The 23,583-nt window shown below is 46.0% G+C and carries 22 protein-coding genes; 8 read left to right on the top strand and 14 right to left on the bottom strand.

Translation table 11 applies throughout. The annotated features are described in order from the left end of the window. Entirely contained in the window at positions 1 to 273 is a 273-nt protein-coding gene (locus QUA70_RS05430) for a GlsB/YeaQ/YmgE family stress response membrane protein (protein WP_333345452.1), read from the bottom strand. A 428-nt stretch (positions 274 to 701) separates the two neighbouring features. Between QUA70_RS05430 and QUA70_RS05425 the strand changes: the two genes are divergently transcribed. After that, entirely contained in the window at positions 702 to 1,889 is a 1,188-nt protein-coding gene (locus QUA70_RS05425) for a glycosyltransferase (protein WP_333345454.1), read from the top strand. 132 nt (positions 1,890 to 2,021) lie between these two features. Here QUA70_RS05425 and QUA70_RS05420 read toward each other — a convergent pair whose 3' ends face one another. After that, positions 2,022 to 2,732 carry a carbonic anhydrase gene (locus QUA70_RS05420; protein WP_333325823.1) on the bottom strand — a complete coding sequence of 237 codons (711 nt, stop codon included), beginning with the start codon at positions 2,730 to 2,732 and terminating at the stop codon, positions 2,022 to 2,024. 242 nt (positions 2,733 to 2,974) lie between these two features. Between QUA70_RS05420 and QUA70_RS05415 the strand changes: the two genes are divergently transcribed. Next, positions 2,975 to 3,790 carry an MOSC N-terminal beta barrel domain-containing protein gene (locus QUA70_RS05415; protein ID WP_333345455.1) on the top strand — a complete coding sequence of 272 codons (816 nt, stop codon included), beginning with the start codon at positions 2,975 to 2,977 and terminating at the stop codon, positions 3,788 to 3,790. 19 nt (positions 3,791 to 3,809) lie between these two features. Here the strand turns inward: QUA70_RS05415 and ylqF are convergent, their stop codons facing one another. Together ylqF and QUA70_RS05405 are read right to left on the bottom strand one after the other, a co-directional pair. Continuing rightward, complete coding sequence (gene ylqF, locus QUA70_RS05410) at positions 3,810 to 4,664, bottom strand: ribosome biogenesis GTPase YlqF (protein WP_333325818.1); 855 nt, start codon at positions 4,662 to 4,664, stop codon at positions 3,810 to 3,812. A gap of 204 nt (positions 4,665 to 4,868) precedes the next feature. Further along, positions 4,869 to 5,282 (bottom strand): universal stress protein, encoded by a 414-nt coding sequence (locus tag QUA70_RS05405; RefSeq protein ID WP_333325815.1) that lies wholly within the window; start codon positions 5,280 to 5,282, stop codon positions 4,869 to 4,871. Positions 5,283 to 5,465: 183 nt separating this feature from the next. Between QUA70_RS05405 and QUA70_RS05400 the strand changes: the two genes are divergently transcribed. Together QUA70_RS05400 and QUA70_RS05395 are read left to right on the top strand one after the other, a co-directional pair. Then, complete coding sequence (locus QUA70_RS05400; RefSeq protein ID WP_333325811.1) at positions 5,466 to 6,665, top strand: phosphoglycerate kinase; 1,200 nt, start codon at positions 5,466 to 5,468, stop codon at positions 6,663 to 6,665. Between the two features lie 191 nt (positions 6,666 to 6,856). Further along, positions 6,857 to 7,573, top strand: a complete 717-nt coding sequence (locus tag QUA70_RS05395; RefSeq protein WP_333325809.1) for a pentapeptide repeat-containing protein — start codon at positions 6,857 to 6,859, stop codon at positions 7,571 to 7,573. A gap of 377 nt (positions 7,574 to 7,950) precedes the next feature. Here QUA70_RS05395 and QUA70_RS05390 read toward each other — a convergent pair whose 3' ends face one another. The 4 genes from QUA70_RS05390 to QUA70_RS05375 all read right to left on the bottom strand — a co-directional run bounded on the left by QUA70_RS05390 (position 7,951) and on the right by QUA70_RS05375 (position 13,000). Continuing rightward, positions 7,951 to 8,724: a response regulator gene (locus QUA70_RS05390; RefSeq protein ID WP_445251612.1), complete on the bottom strand. Its 774-nt coding sequence runs from the start codon at positions 8,722 to 8,724 to the stop codon at positions 7,951 to 7,953. Positions 8,725 to 8,929: 205 nt separating this feature from the next. After that, positions 8,930 to 10,276: an EAL domain-containing response regulator gene (locus QUA70_RS05385; protein ID WP_333325807.1), complete on the bottom strand. Its 1,347-nt coding sequence runs from the start codon at positions 10,274 to 10,276 to the stop codon at positions 8,930 to 8,932. Positions 10,277 to 10,745: 469 nt separating this feature from the next. Beyond that, complete coding sequence (locus QUA70_RS05380) at positions 10,746 to 11,015, bottom strand: hypothetical protein (RefSeq protein ID WP_333325804.1); 270 nt, start codon at positions 11,013 to 11,015, stop codon at positions 10,746 to 10,748. A gap of 80 nt (positions 11,016 to 11,095) precedes the next feature. Then, the gene (locus QUA70_RS05375; RefSeq protein WP_333345457.1) at positions 11,096 to 13,000 is read right to left on the bottom strand and encodes a serine/threonine-protein kinase; all 1,905 of its coding nucleotides are present in this window, start codon (positions 12,998 to 13,000) and stop codon (positions 11,096 to 11,098) included. 302 nt (positions 13,001 to 13,302) lie between these two features. On the opposite strand from QUA70_RS05375, the gene QUA70_RS05370 reads away from it, so the two are divergent. The 3 genes from QUA70_RS05370 to QUA70_RS05360 all read left to right on the top strand — a co-directional run bounded on the left by QUA70_RS05370 (position 13,303) and on the right by QUA70_RS05360 (position 15,657). After that, the gene (locus tag QUA70_RS05370) at positions 13,303 to 14,832 is read left to right on the top strand and encodes a phenylacetate--CoA ligase family protein (protein ID WP_333345459.1); all 1,530 of its coding nucleotides are present in this window, start codon (positions 13,303 to 13,305) and stop codon (positions 14,830 to 14,832) included. A gap of 85 nt (positions 14,833 to 14,917) precedes the next feature. Then, positions 14,918 to 15,334 carry an element excision factor XisH family protein gene (locus tag QUA70_RS05365; protein ID WP_333345461.1) on the top strand — a complete coding sequence of 139 codons (417 nt, stop codon included), beginning with the start codon at positions 14,918 to 14,920 and terminating at the stop codon, positions 15,332 to 15,334. Beyond that, positions 15,322 to 15,657: a XisI protein gene (locus tag QUA70_RS05360; RefSeq protein ID WP_333345463.1), complete on the top strand. Its 336-nt coding sequence runs from the start codon at positions 15,322 to 15,324 to the stop codon at positions 15,655 to 15,657. Before QUA70_RS05365 ends, QUA70_RS05360 begins: the two co-directional genes overlap by 13 nt. Positions 15,658 to 15,698: 41 nt before the next feature. On the opposite strand, the gene QUA70_RS05355 is transcribed toward QUA70_RS05360, so the two are convergent. From QUA70_RS05355 to QUA70_RS05330, 6 genes are all read right to left on the bottom strand, one after another. Then, positions 15,699 to 16,436: a Uma2 family endonuclease gene (locus QUA70_RS05355; RefSeq protein ID WP_333345465.1), complete on the bottom strand. Its 738-nt coding sequence runs from the start codon at positions 16,434 to 16,436 to the stop codon at positions 15,699 to 15,701. 156 nt (positions 16,437 to 16,592) lie between these two features. Next, the gene (locus tag QUA70_RS05350) at positions 16,593 to 17,684 is read right to left on the bottom strand and encodes a Rho termination factor (modular protein) (RefSeq protein WP_333345467.1); all 1,092 of its coding nucleotides are present in this window, start codon (positions 17,682 to 17,684) and stop codon (positions 16,593 to 16,595) included. A 553-nt stretch (positions 17,685 to 18,237) separates the two neighbouring features. Continuing rightward, entirely contained in the window at positions 18,238 to 18,948 is a 711-nt protein-coding gene (locus QUA70_RS05345) for a ParB N-terminal domain-containing protein (protein ID WP_333325787.1), read from the bottom strand. After that, positions 18,948 to 20,450: an AAA family ATPase gene (locus QUA70_RS05340; protein ID WP_333345468.1), complete on the bottom strand. Its 1,503-nt coding sequence runs from the start codon at positions 20,448 to 20,450 to the stop codon at positions 18,948 to 18,950. Before QUA70_RS05340 ends, QUA70_RS05345 begins: the two co-directional genes overlap by 1 nt. 175 nt (positions 20,451 to 20,625) lie before the next feature. Then, a complete protein-coding gene (locus tag QUA70_RS05335; protein ID WP_333345470.1) occupies positions 20,626 to 21,678 on the bottom strand; it encodes a fatty acid desaturase in 1,053 nt (350 codons plus the stop codon). 244 nt (positions 21,679 to 21,922) lie between these two features. Continuing rightward, a complete protein-coding gene (locus QUA70_RS05330) occupies positions 21,923 to 22,186 on the bottom strand; it encodes a hypothetical protein (protein WP_333410333.1) in 264 nt (87 codons plus the stop codon). Positions 22,187 to 22,324: 138 nt separating this feature from the next. Here QUA70_RS05330 and thrC point away from each other — a divergent pair, with 138 nt between their 5' ends. After that, positions 22,325 to 23,449, top strand: a complete 1,125-nt coding sequence (gene thrC / locus QUA70_RS05325; RefSeq protein ID WP_333325776.1) for a threonine synthase — start codon at positions 22,325 to 22,327, stop codon at positions 23,447 to 23,449. Positions 23,450 to 23,583 lie beyond the last annotated feature (134 nt).

The raw sequence follows: 23,583 nt of genomic DNA, 5'->3' as shown, positions 1-23,583 counted from the left end.
TTATGCAGCACGCTGAGTTAACAATCCCCAGATGAAAAGTAGAACGATCGCACCTATGACTGCAAAAGCTATGCTGGGTATACTCAATGCTCCGAAGGAAGCTCCCCCGCTAGTCCCAAAGAACATTTGACCTAGATAACCTCCCACTAGGGCGCCCAAAATTCCTAAACCTGTTGTTGCCAGAAAACCGCCGCCTTGAGTTCCCGGATAAATGGCTTTGGCGATCGCACCAGCAATGAGTCCTAAAACGATCCAAGCAATAATACCGCCCATGTCTTTTTCTCCTGAATACTTAAACTTTTCTTGTGCCTTGTCTTATCTTCTTAGAATAACAACCCCTATCGAGCCTTTACCTCTACCGCAGGGATGAACCGAAAGTGGTAGGATTTCTCATGAATCGTCGGAGTTTGAGGCTTTTTAATATCTCAAAAGAATTAACCTCACATCTTGCACCATTCTCGCTTAACAGGCTTTCTGGCCTGTTCCACAAGAAAATTCACTCTTTGTGGAACAGGCCGGAAAGCCTGTTCATAAAAGCTTATTGAGGATGGCGCAACATCTCAGTTAACCCCATTTTTCTAGGGAAGAAATGTACTTATGCTCAAACCAAAAGGAAATAGGACAATTTTTTCTGGGACTTTTTGTGTTTTACTGGTAAAAAAATTACAATAATTCTGTGAAACGAGGAAAGTTTGCGCCCGATGGATCTGACTCTGTGCATGATTGTGAAGAATGAAGAGGCAACACTGTCGCGCACTTTGGACAGCGTTAAAGGTGTTGTTGACGAAATAGTGGTGGTGGATACGGGATCAACCGATCGCACTCGTGAAATTGCCGGAGAATTCGGGGCGAGGGTTTATGACTTTGAATGGTGCGACGACTTCGCAGCGGCGCGCAATGAGTGTCTGAAGCACGCCCAGGGCGACTGGATTTTGGTGTTGGATGCCGATGAGGTTTTGGTACCGGAGATTGTGCCTCAAATTAAGCAGGCAATTGCGAGCGATCGGCTGCTGCTAATCAATCTCATCCGCCAAGAAATCGGTGCCTCTCAATCTCCTTATTCCCTAGTGTCGCGCTTGTTTCGCAATCGCCATGACATCCGCTTTTCTCGCCCTTACCACGCCATGGTAGACGACAGCGTGGCTGAGATTTTGCACAGGGAACCAAATTGGAAAATAGCTTCTCTCCCCGATGTGGCAATTTGGCACTCTGGTTATCAAAAAGATGCGATCGCTGCAAAAAGTAAATTCCAAAAAGCTCAAGCAGCAATGGAACGCTATATCGCTTATTATCCAAACGATGCTTATGCTTGTAGCAAATTAGGCGCGTTGTATGTAGAAACTGGGCAAATTGGGCGGGGAATTAATTTATTAACCAAAGGCTTGACTGCGGAGGCCATTGATGATTCTATTGTTTACGAACTGAACTATCATTTGGGAATTGCTTATCGCCAGCAGCAGCAGTTTGTTAAAGCAAAAGAACACTATCAAGCGGCAATTAATACAAATGTGTTCCCGCCCCTAAAGTTGGGTGCTTACAATAATTTGGGCAATTTGTTCAAAGATGAAGGAGATTTGAAATCTGCTGAAAAAGCTTACAAAGCAGCTTTAAAAATTGACCCCAATTTTGCAGCAGGTCACTATAATTTAGGACTGACGCTGAAGGCAGGCGGAAATTTAGCAGATGCGATCGCCTATTACCGACAAGCGATAAAAATCGATCCAGAACACGCCGAAGCTCATCAAAATTTGGCAGTAGCCTTGCTGAAAATTGGCAAAATGCCAGAGAGTTTAGCAGAATTCAAAAGAGCGATCGCCCTTCACGAACAGCGCCGCCCATTTGAGGCAGAACGCCTGCGCCGGGGACTGCAAGAAATGGGTTTGATGTAACTGAGATTATGGCTTTTATGGGCGGGCAGGATGCCCAACCCTACTCCCCACAATCAAATTCTCGGATTGTGGAACAGGCCGGAAAGCCTGTTCATTAAAAATATTCCAAGATATGAGATGCAACCAGCAAAATCAAGCAATTATCTCTACTGTGCCGCTATCCAAATCGTAGCGGCCCCCAACAACTTTAAGCTTGCCCGCTTTGACTGCTTCAGCTAAAATAGGCGACGAGGATTGTAAGTTATTTACATTCCTTTTCACATTAGCTCTGACTGCGTTATCCCAGGCATCGCCTTTTTGACCTTTGGTCGAATCAACTGCCGGTTGAATCGCCGCCACCAAAGTGCTAATGTGACCCGGAACAGCTTTGCCATCTAAAGCTGCTTTGACAGCACCGCAGCGTTCGTGACCCAGAATTACTAATAGCGGCACGCCTAATTCTAAGGCGGCATATTCTATATTCCCGAGAACCACATCGTCGAGAAAATTGCCAGCTACTCGGATATCAAATAAATCCCCTAATCCTTGGTCGAAAATAATTTCGGGAGCAACCCGCGAATCAGAACAAGCCAGGATGGTTGCAAACGGATGTTGACCCTGTGCTACCTCTACAATTCGCGATCGGGCTTGGTCGGGAAATGTCCGTTTTTGCTGAATGTAGCGTTGATTTCCCTCCATCAATTTCTGAAGAGCACGGTCGGGAGTAAGCTCAGAGATTGCCTCGGCCTTTGCTGCTTCGGCTTGTAAAAACGCAGGTGCCAAGCTTGCCGCCAGCATCCCTGCACCAGCCTTCAACATTAAATTACGTCTCGAAATCATGCCTCTACTTCCGCTTTCAGTCATTGCTTATAACTCGGTTCAATTGTTGAATTTTTTCTATTTTAGAGCATAATATCTACCACAAGCTCAGCCAGACTTCTTTGATTTTTCTTTACAAGCTGCTCCGACCACATGTAAACTTCAAAAAAGTTACCCCTTTTTATTTCATTCATATTTTATTTCACCAAGTCAACTGCGGTCATCCTTCTGCCGGCAGGGAATGCTAGAATGTATCTAAAACGACAATTATTTATCAATGGCTCGAAATGTCTTACGTCGCCAGCATTCATATCTATCCGGTTAAGTCCCTTGACGGCATAGCAGTCAGTCAAGCCACTATTCTAGCCAGCGGAGCTCTAGAAGGCGATCGCTCTTTTGCAATCTGCGATGCAGCAGGAGAATTAGTTAACACTAAGCGCAACAGCGGAGTCCGTTTTCTACACTTATCCTTTGACATGAAAAAGAGAATTGCCGGCCTGAAAATACAAGACACCGAACAAGAATTTTTTTTTCATGTAGATAGAGAACGCCCAGGAGTAGAATGTTGGTTGAGCAACTACTTCGGTTTCCCCGTCAAGTTAATTGAAAACTTGCTGACTGGTTTTCCCGACGATACCACTGCACCAGGGCCAAGCATTATCAGTACCGAAACAATTGCCGAAGTTGCATCTTGGTTCCCGAGAGTTTGCGTTAACGAGATGCGCCAGCGCTTGCGAGCTAATATTGAAATAGGAGATGTCCCGGCTTTTTGGGAAGACCAACTTTTCTCACAATCCAATGAAATTGTTAGGTTTAAAATAGGAACAGTAATATTTGAAGCTATTAATCCCCGTCAGCCATGTATCCTATCTACGCCAAATTATGGGGCGAAAGCAGGCGATCTAAATTTTAAAAATCTACTAACAGCCAAGCAGAAGGAAATCATGCCTGAGTTGGTAAAGAAAGGGCATTTAAATCACTTTAGTCGGCTGATAGTTAACACACGAATCGCACCGCAATCAGCAGAAAAAATATTACACATAGGAGACGAAGTTCAAATTATCACCGTCAGCAAATCCCTATTTAATACCATTCCTGATTAGTTGTATGGCACGAGTTTTATCAAGCCCGCGGCAACTCCAAAGAAAGCTGACCCAACACACCAGTTCTAAAATCGTTTAACATCTGCCGCGCCGTTCGTTCGACATCTCCTTTATACTTGTCTTTTGCGACCTCGTGCAAATAATCTTCACCATTACTAGAGGCTGGATCTAATTTATACCTGGATTTGAAACCAGATAGTGATATCAACGTGTCATCAGCAGCCTCAAGCCCTAGGAGCAAATCTACCATCGCTGCTGCTACTACCTGATTGTCGTAAGCTGCTTCGCCAATATCTTCGCAAATAGCTAATTTTATGGCATTTTCTTGATTGTTAATTCGGGTTGGGATCACTCCAGGTGCGTCTAATAATTCAATTTCGTCGGAAATGCGAATCCATCGGAGCGATTTAGTTACTCCAGCTCTGCGGGCACTATCCACGACTCTCCGCCCTAACAGCCGATTAATTAAAGCGGATTTTCCGACATTGGGAAATCCCATTACCACCGCCCGGACTGGACGCGGGAGCATACCTCGATCGAACCTTCTTTTATTTAGCTGCACCCCTGCATTCTGCACGGCATCTGCGACAGCATCTACTCCTTGACCGTGCTCGGCATTGGTAAAATACGCAGTTTCCCCCTGTGATTCAAACCATATTTCCCACGCCTCGCGCGATCGAGGCGTAATCATATCCATGCGGTTGATGACCAAGACTCGCGCCTTGCCGCCCACCCAGCTCGGCATTTGGGGGTGAAAAGTAGCCAAGGGAATGCGGGCATCTCGGACTTCGAGCACCACATCTACTCGCTTTAGCTGTTCTTTTAATGCCCGTTCCGCTTTGGCAATGTGACCGGGATACCAGTGAATTTTCATTAGTTATTAGTTATTAGTCAGCAGTCATTAGTCATTAGTCATTAGTCATTAGTCATTAGTCAGCAGTCATTAGTCCCTGTGTCAGGGCGAGTTTACGCATACCCTGGATTTACATAATAGATACGGGTTAACCCGCCCCTACAGAATCTACGTTTATTTAGTCAGACATGATATAACACGTGACTAATGACTAATGACTAATGACTAAGGCACAATCAAAACTGCACAAGGAGACAGATTGATCACCCGATTGGTAACGCTGTCAGACGCCCCATCATCGGTTAAACCCATCCCCCGACAGCCCATCACAATCAAATCGGCCCCAATTTCGTCAGCCACATCGCAAATCGTGAAAGCAGGTTTGCCTTCCCGTTCGATGATTTCAGCTTCAATTCCCTGCTGGGAAAACATCGATTGGGCCTCCGACAGAAGTTTGGCGACTGCTTCGGGGGAAGTCATCACCTCTCGGGCCGGGGCGTCGGCCTCCTCGGCTGGGGGTTCGACTACCGAGAGAATAACTAAGCGAGAGGCGTAGGTTTTCACGATATTGACCACCTTTTCGGCAGCTTCGCGGGCTTCTCGGCTTTGATCTATAGGAAATAAGACAGTCTTGAACATACTGCGCATCTCCGGGACGCGGACTCCGATAAAATGTTTACGTTGAGCCAATCAGTGCCGTTTGTTTCATCTTCCGTTTTTTGTACGGACGCGGTTGAATGCGTCCGAGGCCTAAGTGCAAGTGACCAGTGCCGCCATTTCAACGGAATTCGACAAAAACACACATATTAGGAGGTTAATCCTGTGACAAAAAAAACTGTAGCAAATTTATCGGCATCGGACTTATCGGGCAAACGGGTATTGGTGCGGGCGGACTTTAACGTGCCGCTCGACAACGGCAATATCACCGATGATACTCGCATCCGGGCGGCTCTGCCGACAATTCAAGATTTAGCCTCCAAGGGCGCTAAGGTGATTTTGTGCAGCCACTTCGGCCGTCCCAAGGGTGTGACGGAGAAGTTGCGCTTGACACCGGTTGCTAAACGGCTGTCGGAATTGTTGGGTAAAGAAGTCAAAAAGACTGATGACTGCATCGGCGATGAAGTCGCTGCTACAGTCGCCGCGATGCAAGATGGCGATGTGGTTTTGCTAGAAAATGTGCGCTTCTACCCAGAGGAGGAGGCAAACGACCCGGAATTTGCTAAGAATTTAGCTTCTGTGGCCGATTTGTATGTCAACGATGCTTTTGGTACGGCTCACCGGGCTCACGCTTCTACAGAGGGCGTTACTAAGTATCTGAGTCCTTCTGTGGCTGGGTTTTTGATGGAGAAGGAACTGCAATATCTCGGCAGTGCGATCGACAATCCTCAGCGTCCTTTAGCTGCTATAATCGGCGGTTCTAAGGTTTCCAGCAAGATTGGAGTTATTGAAAAACTGCTCGAAAAGTGCGACAAACTGCTGTTGGGCGGTGGCATGGTTTTCACGTTCTACAAAGCTCGCGGCTTGAACGTTGGCAAGTCTTTGGTGGAAGATGACAAGCTGGAATTGGCTAAGTCTTTGGAAGCTAAGGCAAAGGAACGGGGAGTTACTTTTCTGTTACCTACTGATGTGGTAGTTGCTGACAAGTTTGCTGCTGATGCTAACACTCAAACTGTCTCTGTTGAAAGCATCCCCGACGGTTGGATGGGTTTGGATATTGGCCCGGATTCAGTAAAAACTTTCCAAGATGCTTTGGCCGATTGCAAAACGGTAATCTGGAACGGGCCCATGGGCGTGTTTGAGATGGAGAAGTTTGCTGTGGGAACTGAAGGAATCGCTCATTCTTTGGCTGGACTTACTAAAACTGGTACTACCACAATTATCGGTGGTGGTGACTCGGTGGCGGCTGTGGAACAGTTGAATTTAGGTGAACAAATGAGCCACATTTCTACTGGTGGTGGTGCTAGTTTAGAACTGCTCGAAGGTAAGGAATTGCCTGGTGTTGCTGCTTTAGATGAAGCTTAATTAAGTTAAGTAGGGCGGGCTTTGCCCGCCTTGCTGGAAGCCGGTCTAAATCATTGGCTGCGAATCATTTTTTTGAGGGCTTACCGCAGAAAGCGCAGAGAACGCAGAGCAAGAGAAAACAGAGCAGGATATGGGTTGAAAGTCTACAGTTGGCTAGTATAATTTATTTGAAGTAGCAGTGAGGTTTGTTTGTGAAACTTAAACTCTTGGCAACTATAACGGCAAGTTTAGCTTTTTTTTGGGTGGCAGCTCCTGTTAAAGCTCAAAATCCAGATCATGTTAGGCAGTTGCTGGAAAGTAAAGAGTGCGAGGGCTGTGACTTGAGAAATGCTGATTTGTTCAAGGCTAGCTTGTACAGAGCTAATTTAAGAGGAGCCGATTTAAGCGGAGCAAATCTCTATGAAGCTAATTTGCTAGAAGCGGATTTAAGGGGTGCTAATTTGGCAAATACTAACTTAGTTAATGCCGAGATGTACGGGGCTGACTTGGATGGTGCTAATCTGCGAAATGCGGATTTGTCTAATGCTTTTTTGGGGCGAGCGAATCTGACGAGTGCTGATTTGCGCGGTGCGAAACTTTTTAATGCGAATCTCGGCGAAGCTTATCTGCAGCAAGCTAATTTGTCGAATGCCGATTTGAGGCGTTCGCTGCTGTTTAGAGTTAATTTGAATCGTGCGAATTTAAGCGGAGCGGATATGTCTTTCGCGGATGTGCGCGATAGTAATTTGCAGAATGCTATTTTGTCAAATACTAGGCTTCCTAGGGCTCAATTGACCGGGACAAATATCGATGCGGCGAATAACGTGCGGCAGGGTGATTTGGAACGTGCCAACTTCCGGGGTACGAATTTCGGACCTGGGGTTTGTGTGAGCACTAATTATCCTTATTGTGTTTTGAATGTGGAATAATCTGGCTGCTGAGTGCGTCAGCCGCGATTAATTTGGCACAAGAGAGGAGTTTTTGACTGGCTGGCGCACCCTAGGTTGATACAGCATATTCCATGTATATGTGGTACACACAATCTTCTAGCCCGTGTAAGGTGCGTCGCTACCCGTCAATCTGTAAGTTTTATCAAAAATGAAGCATATCCGCACCCTACAGATTAACACCACACAATATAGGTGCTACTGTACTTCATGAACCGGGAATATGCTGTATCTGATATCGTTTCCGGTTGCATCGGTATTGTTCAAATGTCCAAACAGTCAACAGTCAACAGCGTTGCCCTGAACGTAGTAGAAGGGTCAACAATCATGTCGAAGAGTGCAACCGGAATTGATCTGAGCTAAGTTTGAGGTGGTTTGTATCCTCTTTCCAGGGCAAATCTCACAAGCTGAGCACGATTATCTAACTGTAATTTGCTGAAAATGCTGCCTAAATGAGCTTGCACAGTGCGGGGGCTAATAAACAGCCGATCGCTAATTTGTTTGTTAGTATAACCCTGGATCACTTCCCAAAAAACTCTTTCCTCGGCTGGTGTTAAAGGCAAAGGTGCAGGTGCTGGCAATACTGCCACGAATGTTGGTTCCACCGCCCTACCGCTAGAAGTTTGAAGCAGTCGGACAATCTCGGCGTGAATGCGGTGAGAGCGCTCTAACTGCGCCCTTACCTTAGCTAAAATTTCTTCAGACTGAAAAGGTTTTACCAGATAATCGTCAGCGCCGATCGAATGACCTTCAACTTTTGACTCAATCTCCCCTTGACCCGACAAAAATATAAAGGGGACTAACTGTCCCAAACGGGTAGTTCGCAAACGGCGACAAAACTCAAACCCGTCCATTTCCGGCATCATGACATCTGAAATTACCAAATCAGGGGGAGCATTTTCAAAAATCGAGAGCGCCTCCACCCCTGAATTAGCGCATTCAACCCGATATCCCTGACTTTCCAAGTACATTGCTAAGACTGTTTGACAGTCTGCTTCGTCGTCAACCACTAATATTCTTTCCATGACAGGCTTGCACCAATTCCAGTTGGACAGTTCTTGAAACTGCCAGTCCCAAAGTAGGAACTTAAATGAGTTTACCTGCTGCAACTTGATAAAAGCTCGCAATTTCAAGACGCCACAATTCCTCAAATAGTCCAATTAGGGGCGCCGAGCGCATAAAAGGGGAAGCAGTAGAGGAATATGGGGAAAAACCTCCTTCTTTGATTTGCCTATCCTAAAAAGCTACAACTTTTTATGAGGAAGCGTCAACTTTTATGCAGAAAATAGAAGGTAAAAGAAATAATTTTATTCTATTATACAGAAATCTTGGTGACGCTTACACTATTCCTAGACCAGACATTGAAAGGTTTTTAGATTTTTCCGGTTCGGACACAGGTACAAAAGGAACAACGCGATCAGGTGCTACTACTGGGGGCTGCGCCAACAAACCGGGGTCGGCAACCAACATACTTTCAATTATCGCTGCTGGTTCGGGGCGGCTGAACAAATACCCCTGCATGATATCGCACTGATGTTGTTTCAAAAAATCTAGTTCTGCTTGTGTTTCCACTCCCTCCGCAATTACTGTCATATTCAAACTGTGACCAAGTAAAATTACTGCTGTAGTAATAGCAGCATTTTGAGTATCTTCGTTGGCATTACGGACGAAAATTCGATCGATCTTTAAACTGTCAAAAGCAAATTGCTTAAGATATCCTAAAGTAGCGTAACCGGTGCCGAAGTCGTCAATAGCAATCCGAATTCCTAGAGCTTTAAGTTCGTTTAAAGTAGCGCCTGCTACAGTCGCATTTTCCACCAAAGCGCTTTCGGTCATTTCTAATTCTAAATTAGCAGGCTCCAAGCCTGTAGTTTCCAATATTTGGACGATTCGCGCCTTGAGTTCCGGGTCAGACAACTGCCGGGCCGACAAGTTTACTGATATGGTAAAGGGCGAAAAGCCTGCTGCCAGCCAACTAGCGGCTTGAGCGCAAGCTGAAAGCAGTACCCACTCGCCAATCTGAATAATTAAACCTGTTTCTTCTGCTAAGGGAATAAATTCGCCGGGAGAAATTATACCTCGATCGGGATTTTGCCAGCGCACTAAAGCTTCGGCGCCGATAACTTGGCCGGTAGCAATATTCACTTGTGGCTGATAGTATACCTGAAACTCACCTTGTGCCAAAGCGTGGCGCAGCAAAGCTTCGAGAGCAAACTTTTCAGGAGAGAGAGTCGTAACCTTGGTCGAGTCGTTAACTAAATCTTTGAGTCTGGCTTCTGCTTGGTGAAGGGCGAATGTTAGCGGTTGAGTAATAGTTTGCCGTTTCAAGACGCGAGAAGCAATGGCTCCTAGCAATTCAGCCTTGGTAAACGGCTTTGTCAAGTAATCGTCGGCCCCCAATTCCATCCCGCGACGAAAATCGGTTTTGTCACTTTGAGCCGTGAGGAAAATAAATGGAATTGTAGCAGCTAGGGAGTTTTGCCGCAGCGTCCGCAACACGTCATAACCGTCGAGTTCCGGCATCTGCACGTCGCACAAAATTAAATCCGGTATCTCCGAAAGTGCCATCTGCACACCAACTCGACCGTTTTCAGCCGCAATGACCCGGTAGCTGTGAGATTCCAGGAGTTGCAGAAGAGTTTCCCGGATTAATTCGTCGTCCTCAATTACCAAAATTTTGAGCATGATACTTAGATAACAGATGGCACTATATATCTGAACCTGACTAACTCTAGCATACTCAAACTAACGAATTACTGAGTCGGCCAATTAGCCAATAAACGATTAGCCAAATGGCTGAATATTTTCCCTCGGTTCTTAAGTCACCATAAAAGCACTGGGAAAATAGGGAAGAGTTCGATCTCTTTCAAGAGCAGAAAACTTCTGCGCCCGACTCGTTTAATAAATTTTCATTACAAAATACCCGGTGTTTCTCATAAAAAAATCAGCCAACAGTTTCAGTGCGCGGATGGCGGAAATCACTCTGACAATCACTTAATATTATAGCAATCCTTGCAGGAGTCGTAAATTTTTTTACCCACCCCCCACTCTCCCCGAACCTGCGGGGAGAAAGTAAGAAATTCACAAATTATTTACGATTGCTATATGATGTGCCGTTAATTGTTCATAACCGGAAATCCTATTATGCACTGCCTTAATTCACAGGCTTAGTGGAATTCACGCAAAATTTTTCATCTACAATTGCAGAAGTGATACTGACAGCGTGCATTGATGATGACGGAATTATCAGGTCTTGCGGAACTACCACGGTCTTTTTACAAACCAGCTCGCTACTGCCTACAGAGGCAAAGTTCCAAGCATAAAATTCGGGAGTGCTGACTGTCGCATTGGCCGGATGTAAACCTAGTGCCGTCACTAATACTAATCCCAAAGTCACTAAAGCTACGATCGCGAATTTCAGCATATTCTTTGTTTGAACCCGACAACTTATCTGATTGGTATTACCTTATTATTGCCTGGGTTGATCGAGAGCGTCAATAGCAGTTATTCCGCAGTCAGGTTTAACTCGTAAGCGATCGGCTCAGATGCTTGAGAAACTACCACGAATTCATAATAACCAGCATCATCCAGCAATCCAGACCAACTAAGCCCCTCTGCATCTTCCAGCAAAGCTCGCGCGCCCTTTGTCCGCCCCGGAGTATAAATTGACAGTAGAGTAGATTTGCGCGGTGCTTGTAAATTCACGCGCAAAGTTTGATTTTGAGCGAACCTGGCAATGTAAGCTTTCCCTTCTCCGGGTTTGAGATTGCCTGTGAGGCGTTTGCTCTTCGATAGGCGGTCAAATTCAACGCTTTCGACAGTTGCTCCAGCTTGTAAGGCTTCGAGTTCGTCGGCGGTAATTGCTTGCCAAATTTGTCCGATCGGCAAACCGATGATATTGCGATCGCGCGGCTGTTGTGGAAACCAATAAAAGAACCTAGCATCAGCCAAATCGTACAAAGCCCGACTGCTCAAATTCAGCTTGTTAACCTCAGTTTTCCAGCGATCGATATCGGCGGTGTCGTAACTGCCCAACCGCGCTCTAGCGTCGCTGCTGAGGTTTTCCAGCTTGTCGAGCAACTCGTCACCGATTTTCTGCCACCTTTCGCGCCACTGGCGATCGTCCTCGCCTTCTTTTAGTAATCGTCCGCCCAATTCCGGGTATTTGGCATAGAAAGTCTCGTCCACAAGGTTGACGTAACCGTTATAGAATCGATCGTCAATTTTGAGCTTTACAAAGCGATCTTGCAAAGCATCTTCTTGCTGCTGCTTCGGGCTTGAAGGCTGGGGAACTTTCTGCACTTTTGATTGCAGATTTAACAAAGAATTGCCCGCAAACCAGCCAACTCCTCCCATACTTGATAGCACCGCCACCACGAACAAAACCATTTTCCAAGCAGGCATCTTTTGCTGATTGCCAATAGCAGCAACTCGCACCGGAGTTCCCGGCAGTTTTGGCGTGGGGGCGGGTACGGGTATAGGCGAGAGATCCGGCGGCTGCGTGATCCCAAAATCCGGGGCTGGTGGCAAAGGTGGCTGTAAAGGCGGATTGCCGGAGAGAGCGAGCATTACCTCACGAGCCGAGGAGTAACGCTGGCTCGGCTGTTGAGCAAGCATTTTATCCAGCACCAGGGACAAATTCGGAGACAGAGAACATTCCGCCCGCCAGTTCCAATTCAGCGTCTGGCTGTCGAGCAACTGATGCGGTTCCTTCCCCGTCAGCAACACTAAAACCGTGGCCGCCAGAGCGTACAAATCGCTGTGGGGAGAGACGATTCCCATCTGCATCTGTTCGACGGGAGCGTAGCCGAGCTTGCCGATGCGAGTCGCGGGGGCGGGAGTGCCGTTAGCCTCAGCGAAAAGAGACTCTACGGTGGCAGCGACTTGTTTTACTCCCCCGAAGTCGATGAGCACGGGCATCCCGTCAGAACTTCGCAGAATCAGGTTGTCCGGGGAGATGTCGCGGTGAAGCACTCCTAGAGAGTGAATGTATTCGAGCACGGGCAAAATCTGCTGCAGCAATTGATTGATTTCTGCTTCTATAAACCGCAAACCCTGACGCTTGCGGGCGTCGAGCAGAAAGCGGTAAGTTTGACCGGGCACGTAGTCTTGGACGAAAAATAGGTAGCCTCGATCGCTGATACTGACGCGGAATAGTTCACGGAAGCGCGGGATTTGATTGTGTTGCAGCTTGTAGAGCACTCCCGCTTCCCGCTCGAACAGTTCCTCGGATTTTTGTAAAGCGTAACTTCCATGTACTTGGGGCGCAAATTCTTTTAAAACGCAGGGTTCGTTAAATCGGTGGGCATCTTCAGCGAGGTAGGTGCGCCCGAAGCCTCCGTGTCCCAATTCGCGGACGATGCGGTAGTGGTTGTTGAGAGTTATGCCGGGGTAGATGGGATTGTTCATTGGAACTTGCTGCGTCGGATTTTCACGCTTGACTGAGACTAGGAGTTTTGGGCGATCGCTGAATTAATCTTGCCATAGTGTGTCAGTGTTTATTAGTCGATCAGCAGCTTGGCTATCCCCTGTGGTTATTGTGAAAACAGCCGTTTCGTGGTATGGAAGTTTATTTACTGCGCCATATTTTCGATCGACCTCAAAATGTGTTCAAATTTTTAGCGTCCAGCCCAATGTGCGATCGGGCGTTAGCGCTACTAATTGAATCTTGAGCGATCGAGGTGCAAAATACGCATTTTAAGGAGCCAATCATGCAGCCAGAACAGCGTCAGCGAGCAATTGGGGCGTTTGAAGAGTTTTTGAGGGCGCCGCTTGAGGAACGATTGCAACACCAGCAGAATCGAGTTGCCGAATCCAGGGCGATCGCGCTTTTTCAAAAAGTCGCGGCCACAGTACCAGCTTACCAGACTTTCCTAGCTGCACTTAACATCAATCCCGCCTCAATTCAAACCTTTGAAGGCTTCCAAAAATTGCCGCTAATTACCAAAGAAAATTATTTACGCTGTCACCCGCTACCTCAGTTGTGCTACCAGGGCAAATTAGAAGCTTGCGATTTTATTGCTGTTTCATCGGGTTCGACAGGAAACCCGACATTTTGGCCGCGTTTTATCAGCGACGAGTTGCAAATTGCCGCTCGTTTTGAACAAATATTTCACGACAGTTTTTACGCCGACACTCGCTCAACTTTAGCTGTGATTTGCTTTCCGTTGGGAACTTGGGTAGGCGGAATGTACACGGCAAATTGCTGCCGCTATCTAGCGACTAAGGGTTATCCAGTTACAGTTGTGACGCCTGGGAATAATAAGACTGAAATATTTCGAGTTGTGCAGGAACTTGGGGAGCATTTTGAGCAAGTAGTTTTGTTGGGATATCCGCCATTTATCAAGGATGTGATTGATAGCGGAATTGCTGGGGGTGTGGAGTGGCAAAAATATCGAATTAAGATGGTATTTGCGGGGGAAGTGTTTAGCGAAGAATGGCGGAGTTTGGTGAGCGATCGCACTAATTCTGACAATCTATATTACGACTCTGCGAGCCTTTACGGTACTGCCGATGCGGGCGTTTTGGGCAACGAGACACCGTTGAGCATTTGCATCCGTCGCTTTTTAGCAAAGAATCCCGAAGCAGCACGCAATTTATTCGGGGAGTCGCGGTTGCCAACGCTAGTGCAGTACGATCCGAAAAGCCGCTTTTTTGAAGTGAATAATGACGGCACGCTGTTATTTTCGGGCGACAACGGCATCCCGCTAATACGCTATCACATCTCGGATAACGGCGGTTTAATTTGTTATGAAGCAATGCTCAATTTTTTGGCTGAATGGGGATTTAACCCTGTGGCACGTTTGCAGCAAGCAGCAGGTATGAAAGTTTCTGATTTCCCCAGAGGAATTCGCTGTCTGCCTTTTGTCTATGTATTTGGGCGATCGCACTTTACCGTTTCCTACTTCGGTGCTAACATTTACCCGGAAAATGTCACCGTAGGTTTAGAAGTTCCCACCATTCGGGAATGGGTGACGGGGAAATTTGTGCTGCAAGTCAAGGAAGATGCGGATCAAAATCAGTTTTTATCGGTGGTTGTGGAATTAGCAGCGGGGGTGGAGGGCGACGAGGAGATGCAGCAGGCGATCGCATCTTCAATTCTCACGCAATTGCGGCGGCTAAACAGCGAATTTGCTAATTACGTGCCGCCAGAATATCAGTTACCTGTGGTGACATTAACTGCGATGGGCGATGCGGAGTATTTTCCGATTGGGGTGAAGCACCGATACACGCGGCAATAAGTAGTTTGAATTGATGAGTTATCAGTTTTCAAAAGTCTTGTGTTATTCTATAATTAGGGTGACATTTGATGGTTCAGCTTAGAATATGCCAGCAAAAGACATCTACCACAATACTGTCAGAACAGCTCTAGAAAAAGACGGCTGGACGATAACAAACGATCCCCTACCCTTGAAAATTGGCAAACGTACTCTCAACGTCGATTTGGGTGCAGAAAAACTATTTGCTGCCGAAAAGCAAGGCCGCAAAATTGCTGTAGAAGTAAAAAGTTTCGTGAGTGCTTCACCAGTTCATGACTTAGAAGAAGCTGTTGGACAGTATATTGTCTACGAAGATATCCTAGAGCTTTCGGAACCAGAACGGATCATATATCTGGCAATCCGTGCAGAAGTTTATGCACAAATTTTTTCTGAACCTATCGGCCAGGTTTTGTTAGAAAAAAAGAGATTTAAATTAATAGTTTTTGATTCGTTAAAGGAGACAATTGTCAGATGGATAGACTAAATGAATATCGCCAAATTGTTCGCAATGTTTTAGATAGTTATGCCCAGATTTCTTACGGACAGGGAGAAATTAAAAGCAGCGTTATTGTTGACAGCGAACAAAACAATTTTTTACTAATGCACGATGGCTGGCAAGGGCCTAAAAGAATTCACGATTGTATCGTTCATGTGGAAATTATCGACGGCAAAATCTGGATTCAACAAGATGGTATAGAAACGGGAATTACCCCAGAACTTGTAGAATTAGGAGTGCCTAAAGACAAGATAGTTTTAGGGTTCCATCCGTATCATGTTCGGCAACATACGGGATATGCGATCGCCTAAATTAGCTTACAATACAGGAAAAGTGAATGAAAGGACGATCGCTAAATAGTATCGGGATCAATATTTAATTCTCGCAGTTTCGCGGCGAGGCGATCGGCTCGTTGAGCTTCTTGTCCGGCTCGTTGAGCTTCTTGTCCGGCTCGTTGAGTCTCCGTTTCTGCAACCTCTTCTGGAGTAGGGGCAAGCTCTCCTTCTGCTGTAAAGAAACGCAATTTTCCGCCACAAATTCCGAGACTCAAATCGAGCTGCTGACTCCGCAGATGCCCGAATTCGTTCGGTGCGATTGCTTCATATTCCCCGTCAACTAAATGAAACCCAGCTAATTCTAAAGTTTCTGGGTCAAACCAAAAGTAGTCGTGAGTGCGAAAAGTATCTTGATAGAGTTGTTTTTTAAAGTTTTTGTCTATATCCGCTGTTTTGGGCGACAGGATTTCAACGATAATATTGGGGTACTTTCCGTCTTCATCCCAAACTACCCAGCTTTTCCGAGTTTTGCGTTCAGTTCCGAGTACCACAAAAAAGTCGGAGCCTCGGAAGTCCTTCGATGTGAGTTGCTTGGAACAGTAATAAATGGTTAGATTGCCAGCAGCATAGAAATTGTTTCTATCTCGCCACAGCCCTTCTAGGCATTGGAGGAGTAGGATTATTTGTCGCAGATGCAGTTCTGTTTCTACGGAATGTTCATCACTCTCTAAATCGCCGGGAGGAAAGATAAAGTTTTCCGGTATCTCTTGTTCTAGTATCTCTTGGGTAGTAGCTAATTCTGCGGTTGCGGACATGGCTGCTGGGTGAGGAGTAAGAGGTTGTGTGTCTATTGTAGCAAGCTTTTCATATCTCTGCCGAGGACTATTCTGAAAGCCCGATCGCGCTTTTTGCCGAAACACGCGATCGAACACCGAATAATTAGTCTTTAACTATTAGCAATTATCGTTTTATTAACCGTCAGTTTGTCTGAGAGCCGCCAGAATTTCCGGTCGTTTCATGCGCGCGTAGCCCCGCACTTTCCGGTCTTTGCCGATCGCCTTCAACCCTCTCAGCGAAAGACTTTCGTAGTCATCCTCTGGGGACGGGGACGGAAACGGCAACTCCAACTGCAACTGCGGTAACTGAGGTTTTTGCTGTGCTTTCGACTGCTTCTTCGGCTGCGTTTTTGACTGCTTTTTCGGCGGTGCCTCTGACTGTATTTCTGAGTGCGCCGCCGCGGCTCCAAGTTGGCGGCGGAGCGTTTCGATTTGATTTTTCAGGTCTTTCTCTACGTCTTCGATGGCGTCGGAAACAAACTGATTAATTGTTTGGACTGTGCGTTCTAATTTTATTGACAGCAGTTTTTCCAGTTCATCCAACTGTCTCAAAGCACCTTCAAGATTTACCTCAGAAATAACAGCCGATGTTGGCGGACGGTTGCTGGTCGATTGTTCAATTTTTTTAGCCATTTTATCTACCTTTTCATGAAATGCTTTTTCTACTTGTTCGAGCAAATGCTTAATCTGTTCTATTTGGTTACGCTCAAAGTTTTGCTCAGTTAGAGCTTTTACGTGCTTTTTTAGCAGGTCTTCATTTTTTTTAACAGATTGTTCTATTTGTTTTGTTAGACTATCTACCTTTTTTTGAAATGATAGCTCAAATTGTTGCAGTAGAGTCTCAATTTGTGCAGTTTTATGAGTCGGTTGCGGAGCTAAATGTTCCATTTCTGCTTGAGCAACAGCTACCTCCTCGTCGGTCATTTCAAATACCCACGCCCACATTTGCTCCATGCCGAGTTCTTTAGCAACAATACACCAATCTGAGCCGCAGATAACTTCATATTCTTCTTCGTTGCTGTAAGCTTCAGTGCGACGTACAATTAAAGGAATCAAGTTGCTGCCTTGCTCGATCAGACTTCTCCTGAGAGCTTCGCGGCGTTCGCGAGGAATTTCGCCCCGATGAGGCTCTGGTATGGCAATTTGGGAAGTGTAAATCTGACTGTGACTAATTGGCTTAATCCGCAAATATTCAACTATTTGGTTTTGATCGGACGATCGATCCATCTTGTTACAAGTCCCCTTTTGTCATTAAAATCTGCTGTGTAGGTATTTATGTATATTGCCACTTTACAGCCTCAGTTTTAAGTGATGCAGGACTAACCCAACAACTCTAATTGTCGTGTGGGCCACAAGCACTTTACCCCAACTGCGATCGAACTCGGTGATCTATCGAACTCGGTGATCTGGGGGAGATATGGCGTTGCTGCTGTACCTGGGCGACTGGCTGTGCGGTGACAGCCCGATCGGCAAAAGTTACTGCAATTCCTAAAAAAGCGACTGTGATGAGTTTAACTGCCTGCGGGACACCAAGGATACACTGCTTTACTCATCTTTACTTTTTTTGGCATCAGGGCGATCGGGCTGGCGTTGCGAGTTGCGATCGCAATTGCGATTTATACGAAAGCCAGCTTTAATATCGCCCTTATTCTTTAGTCTCAAGCGAGAGGGACGGAAGTTTGTGTAGGATGGGTTTCAACCGCCGAGTCATATCGGGTTTTTCAACATTTGTCGGGCGGACTTTGAGCGCCCCAAAAATGCAATTGAGATGGCTGAAAGCTTATAAATATCTTTGCCAATTGTCAATGACCTTAATCATTGTTTTATCTCCTAACCCTTTAATGCGTTTCACCACATTCTCAAATGAGGTAAATGGCTCCAAATCTCGCTGTGTGATGATGTTGTCTCTCATTGTTTGAGATGTGATCCCAGCATTTTTTAAATTGATAGCCAATTTGGATGGATCTTGAGTGTTGAGTGCTTCCAACAGCGGAACTGGCTTGGGAATCCGGCTTTCAACATCTTTAACCCTCTCTAGCAGCGCCTGTTTTTCCCGCGTATAGTCGGCTTTCAATTCATTAATTCTGTTTTCCAATCGAGTTTCAATATTTGTCAGCCGCTGTTCTAAGCTGGAGGACTGTTGCGGAACCACACTTACACTTTGATTCTCAGTGATTGCGGTTTTTCTAAGAATTTCAAGTTGGTCGAGGAGAAGTTCTTCATTTTCTTCTTCCAGGATGAAGGCTCCGATTGTCTCGCCTTTGGGAGCATCTATTTCCTTTGCTCTCGCCGCCGCATAGTATTCAAAGTCTCCGTCTACTATTTCGTAAGCATCCATACCGTTTCGGCGGACAATTATTGGGTTAATCAATCCTCCTGACTCTAAAATCAATCTCGCTAATTTCTCCAAATCAGCCTCGGCAAAATTTGAACGGGGTACTGCGGATGTAATTTTTTTAACTGCAACCAGTGACGGAGATAATTTTTTCATTAGTTTTTACCTATTTTTTCCAAAACTTCGAGTGCTAGCATTTCAAATTCTTGGGATGCGATGCAATCAGGCTTAAAGTCTAGCACTGAAATGGGATCGGCGATTTCCATATTTCCCACGATTTGAAATTGTTCTGCACACTTTGCCAAATCATCTCTCTCGTAAATTACGCTGTCCATGATTTCAAAGCCGTAGCGTTTGGGAATTGCCTCCCTCCGCTTGGGCAAACTGTACTGTACAAATTTAGAATTAGTGGAAATTTTGCAAGAGAGTACGCCTAAAACTTGTAGTGGTTTCTTGCCAATTTGTTTTTTGAATCCGTTGACTTTTTTAATAAAATCCTTGACATTAATCAGTCCTTGATTGGCAAAAGGTTTTAAGTCAGAAGGAATAATTAAATAATCCGCTGCAATGAGAGCAACTCTAGCATAAAAATTCAAAGAGGGCGGCGTATCGATCAGTACAATATCATATTTATCCTGTACTTCTGCTAGTTTCTGAATTAAAATCATTCGGCTGTAATCTAGTTGATTGAGTTCCGTTTCATATTGCATTAAATCAATGTGGGAAGGAATTACATCTATTTCTGGATGGCAAAAATTAGACTTGCGAGCTACTTCTTCGATCGAGAAAAAGTCTTCTGATTGCAAAACTTGAAGAATATTATTATCTTTCAAATCGTCTTGTTCTTCATCCTCAAATTTAACTAAACCTGTCGCAAAGGTTGTATTTGCCTGACTGTCTAAGTCGATTACCAAGACTCTGTTACCTTTCTTGCTCAGCGCTGCGGCTAAATTGACTACTGTTGTAGTTTTGCCAACGCCGCCTTTATTGTGGTAAACTGCAATGATTTTCATAGTATTTTGGCTTTTTTGGGTAACGGTTACATCGGATTTAACTTGAGGCTTAACGGGATTACTTTCAGGTATTTGTTCCGGTTCAGAGATTTGACTTGGCTCAGGTTCTGCGGGGGCGGGATTGTTGGGCTGTACTGGGACTTCGCTAACTAACTCAGGACTAACCAAATTAATTTTACTATCTTCCAGTTCGAGATTATCGGGATTTTTTATAGGTTTTAAAGTATTTCTGCCAATTAAAGCGATAATTTCATCAATTCTATTTTCAATGTCTTGTCCAGCACACTTAAAGACTAGCTCAATATCATCGGCGGCTCTTTGGTAAATTCTAATTTCTTTACCGTTAGTTATGAGTCCGTAGCGGATGCTCAAACTTGTTAAATAGCGATTGAGTTTTCGCCGGTGGCGGTCTAAATTTTCCTTGGGATGTTTAGCCTCCATGACTACACTCATCGGCGAGTCTGCATCTACAACTATGGGGATAACTTGGGTGGCAAATGAGAGGAAGTCTAGACGAATATTCCCAAATGCGATTTCTTGGTGCCAAGTGTCGGGCGTATAGCCTAGTTTGGGTAGCAGATAGCTGACAATAAGTTTGCTTTCTACTTCGCTTTCGTTGCGACAGTTATTGGGATTGAAAGTCATTCGATTTTAGATTTTAGATTTTAGATTGGCAATGACTGATTTAATCATGGTACGGATTGTGATATTGACAGTAGGGTACGCATTCCGCACCTTACAAAAGCTACGCCTTGTAATATCGAAAAACCCGGTTTTGTTTAAAAAACCGGGTTGTTTAGGGATTTATCCCGTTTCAAAATTACTTGTTTTGAGCGTTAAATTCCTGCAATGTTTGATAGCCCCCAGCCGGATCGTATATGTGACAGTTGTCGGCAATCCGCTTCATTAAAGACCAAGAAAATTCTGTTTCGTAGAGATGATCTTGCCAATTTTCCTTTAAGCTGCTGTGGGCGAGGCGCAAATTGTACCAGGGAATAGCAGTTGAAAGGTGGTGGGGAACGTGCACGTTAATGTCGTGGCACAGAAACTCTACCCAGCGGGGATAATCGCAGTGAACTGTTCCCGATAGTTGCGCTTGGGCTTCGTTCCATTCTTCCGGTTCTTTAAATGAAATGTCTGGTGCTGTGTGGTGGACGATCGTAAAAGTGCTCATCCAGAAATGGTAAACCAGCCAGGGCATCAACCAAAATTTGACAAATCCCCAAATGCCTGTGGTGGCAATTAAAATCGGGAATCCGATCGCAGCACCGATTAAAACGACAAAAACTGAAAACCGCACTTGTTCTTGTTGCTGTTTGCCTTTGAAGCGCCACCACTTAAAGTGTACTTTTGCCCAGTGGGCGATCGAGCCGATCCACCACATCCGACCGAATATTAAACTATAAGCTATTTGTAAAGGCTTGGACGCGCCAGCGTAGTCTTCTGCTGTCATCGGCTGCCAAGCATTATCTTCGCCAATTTTGTTGGTGTGTTTGTGGTGGTAATTGTGTCCATGCCGCCATGCGTGAAACGGGAAAATTAACGGCAAAAATGCGAGATGTCCGACTAAATCGTTTACCCAGCGGCGGTTAGCAAATGATCGGTGGCCGCAGTCGTGCCCGATCACAAAAAAACCGGTTAATCCGGTACCTGTGAAAATCCACATCAGGGGTAGTAGAAACCAAGGCGATACTGCTATGCCCCAGTAACCGACAGCAACTAGCAAAACGTTGACGATTACTTTTGTCCAAGCTTTGCGGGGGTTTTTGACGAATACTTCCCGCGGCAGGGTTTTGAGAATATCTTTGAGGCGCAAGGTGGAGGTGTCACTTGCGGATGTCAAATTTAGTGGTTTTTCGATCGATGCTGTCATAAATTGATTTCGATTCTCCGTATGCCATGAGCATGGCTTAATAAAAAAGCGCAGTAAAATGTCAGCTCGTTGCCAGCTTGTGGCAGACGAGTTGAGCAGTAGGCAAGCGCGTTTTAGCAAATGCTAGCGATCGCTATCCGCAGTTAGGAATTTCTAGCACTTTGGGCAAAAAATACTGCGGGTAGCAAAACCTTTGTTTTTATAACACAGGGGCAGCACAATTAGCATTAGCGGCTGTGGTCTGCTAATTGCTGTTGCTACCAGAAATCGGGTCGAGAGCCGGCAAGCCAGCGATCGAGCGTTGCTGTTTGAGGCTTTGCACTTCCAGCAGCAAGGATTCGATTTCTGCTTGTAAGTGCAGGAACTTAACTTGCTGATCGGCTTGGTAGGGGCACTTCACCAAATCTAGTTTGCGGGCAAAATTGGTCGATAGGGTAGAAGAACTAGCCATTTCGGGATTGCTCGCGGTGACTTGAGGCCGGGAAAGAGTGGATGAATTATTTGACATTAGTAATTGAGTAGACATATCTACACATTCACACCATTAAGTTACTTTAACCTGAACCGATCGTATTAAACATCAAATTAACCGATCGAGCTAAAATTAGTGTAAATTCCTTAGCCATTGCCTAAAACCCTTGACACCGTGACCCTGATTCTACCTGCTACTGACTCTGCTCCTAACTCTGCTGCCCGCGCCGCATCGCCGAAACGCTACGGCTGGCCCGGCTTGATCGAAGCTTATCGCCCCTACCTGCCGGTGACGGAAACCACGCCGGTAGTGACGCTCCAAGAAGGCAATACTCCCCTGATTCCAGCACCTGCGATCGCCTCTCTCATTGGTCGAGACGTGCGCGTCTTGGTCAAATACGACGGCCTCAACCCCACTGGTAGTTTCAAAGACCGGGGGATGACAATGGCGATTTCCAAGGCGAAGGAAGCTGGTGCGGAGGCAGTAATTTGCGCCAGTACCGGCAATACTTCGGCCGCCGCCGCCGCCTACGCCCGACGCGGGGGGATGCGAGCTTTCGTGTTGATTCCCGAAGGTTACGTGGCTTTGGGCAAGCTGGCGCAAGCTTTGCTTTACGGTGCGGAAGTCATTTCGATTGGGGGAAATTTCGATCGCGCCTTAGAAATTGTCCGCGAAATGGCTGTTAACTACCCCGTGACATTGGTAAATTCGGTGAATCCTTACCGCTTGGAAGGTCAAAAAACCGGAGCTTTTGAAGTCGTTGACGCCTTGGGCGACGCCCCCGACTGGCTGTGCATTCCCGTGGGAAATGCGGGAAACATCACAGCATATTGGATGGGTTTTTGTCAATACCACCAAGCAAAAAAATGTTCGCGCCTGCCGCGGATGATGGGATTTCAAGCCGCCGGGGCTGCACCTTTAGTAACGGGCCAACCAGTGGCGAACCCGGACACCCTGGCGACGGCAATTCGGATCGGCAACCCCGCTAGCTGGAAACAGGCGATCGCAGCTTCCGAAGCCAGCCGCGGCGGTTTTGCCGCTGTCACCGACGCCGAAATTCTGGACGCTTACCGTTTGTTAGCATCGCAGGAAGGGATTTTCTGCGAACCGGCGAGTGCAGCTTCTGTGGCCGGTTTGCTGAAGGTAAAAGACCAAGTTCCAACTGGGGCGACGGTGGTTTGCGTGCTGACTGGTAACGGTTTAAAAGACCCGGATACCGCAATTAATCACAGCAACAATCTGTTTAAAAGTGGCATTGCTCCGACTTTGGATGCGGTAGCTGGGGCGATGGGATTTTAAAAGAAGGAAGAGGGAAGAAGGAAGAAGGAAGATCGAAACAGGCAAGATGCCTGTTCTACTCTTAGTTAAAATCTCTTGTGGGGTGGGCCGAAGAGCCCGCCCCTAAGCCCATAGAAACAGGCAAGATGCCTGTT

It is taken from the genome of Microcoleus sp. LAD1_D5 (genome assembly GCF_036702115.1).
Taxonomy (GTDB): domain Bacteria; phylum Cyanobacteriota; class Cyanobacteriia; order Cyanobacteriales; family Microcoleaceae; genus Microcoleus.
The sequence above is the reverse complement of the archived record's forward strand: the minus strand, read 5'-3'. Positions and strand labels throughout refer to the sequence as shown.

Coding starts and splice junctions, on each gene's coding strand:
- QUA70_RS05430 (WP_333345452.1), bottom strand. CDS start 273: ATGGGCGGTATTATTGCTTGGATCGTTTTAGGACTCATTGCTGGTGCG.
- QUA70_RS05425 (WP_333345454.1), top strand. CDS start 702: ATGGATCTGACTCTGTGCATGATTGTGAAGAATGAAGAGGCAACACTG.
- QUA70_RS05420 (WP_333325823.1), bottom strand. CDS start 2,732: ATGACTGAAAGCGGAAGTAGAGGCATGATTTCGAGACGTAATTTAATG.
- QUA70_RS05415 (WP_333345455.1), top strand. CDS start 2,975: ATGTCTTACGTCGCCAGCATTCATATCTATCCGGTTAAGTCCCTTGAC.
- ylqF (WP_333325818.1), bottom strand. CDS start 4,664: ATGAAAATTCACTGGTATCCCGGTCACATTGCCAAAGCGGAACGGGCA.
- QUA70_RS05405 (WP_333325815.1), bottom strand. CDS start 5,282: ATGTTCAAGACTGTCTTATTTCCTATAGATCAAAGCCGAGAAGCCCGC.
- QUA70_RS05385 (WP_333325807.1), bottom strand. CDS start 10,276: ATGCTCAAAATTTTGGTAATTGAGGACGACGAATTAATCCGGGAAACT.
- QUA70_RS05380 (WP_333325804.1), bottom strand. CDS start 11,015: ATGCTGAAATTCGCGATCGTAGCTTTAGTGACTTTGGGATTAGTATTA.
- QUA70_RS05375 (WP_333345457.1), bottom strand. CDS start 13,000: ATGAACAATCCCATCTACCCCGGCATAACTCTCAACAACCACTACCGC.
- QUA70_RS05370 (WP_333345459.1), top strand. CDS start 13,303: ATGCAGCCAGAACAGCGTCAGCGAGCAATTGGGGCGTTTGAAGAGTTT.
- QUA70_RS05365 (WP_333345461.1), top strand. CDS start 14,918: ATGCCAGCAAAAGACATCTACCACAATACTGTCAGAACAGCTCTAGAA.
- QUA70_RS05360 (WP_333345463.1), top strand. CDS start 15,322: ATGGATAGACTAAATGAATATCGCCAAATTGTTCGCAATGTTTTAGAT.
- QUA70_RS05355 (WP_333345465.1), bottom strand. CDS start 16,436: ATGTCCGCAACCGCAGAATTAGCTACTACCCAAGAGATACTAGAACAA.
- QUA70_RS05350 (WP_333345467.1), bottom strand. CDS start 17,684: ATGGATCGATCGTCCGATCAAAACCAAATAGTTGAATATTTGCGGATT.
- QUA70_RS05345 (WP_333325787.1), bottom strand. CDS start 18,948: ATGAAAAAATTATCTCCGTCACTGGTTGCAGTTAAAAAAATTACATCC.
- QUA70_RS05340 (WP_333345468.1), bottom strand. CDS start 20,450: ATGACTTTCAATCCCAATAACTGTCGCAACGAAAGCGAAGTAGAAAGC.
- QUA70_RS05335 (WP_333345470.1), bottom strand. CDS start 21,678: ATGACAGCATCGATCGAAAAACCACTAAATTTGACATCCGCAAGTGAC.
- QUA70_RS05330 (WP_333410333.1), bottom strand. CDS start 22,186: ATGTCAAATAATTCATCCACTCTTTCCCGGCCTCAAGTCACCGCGAGC.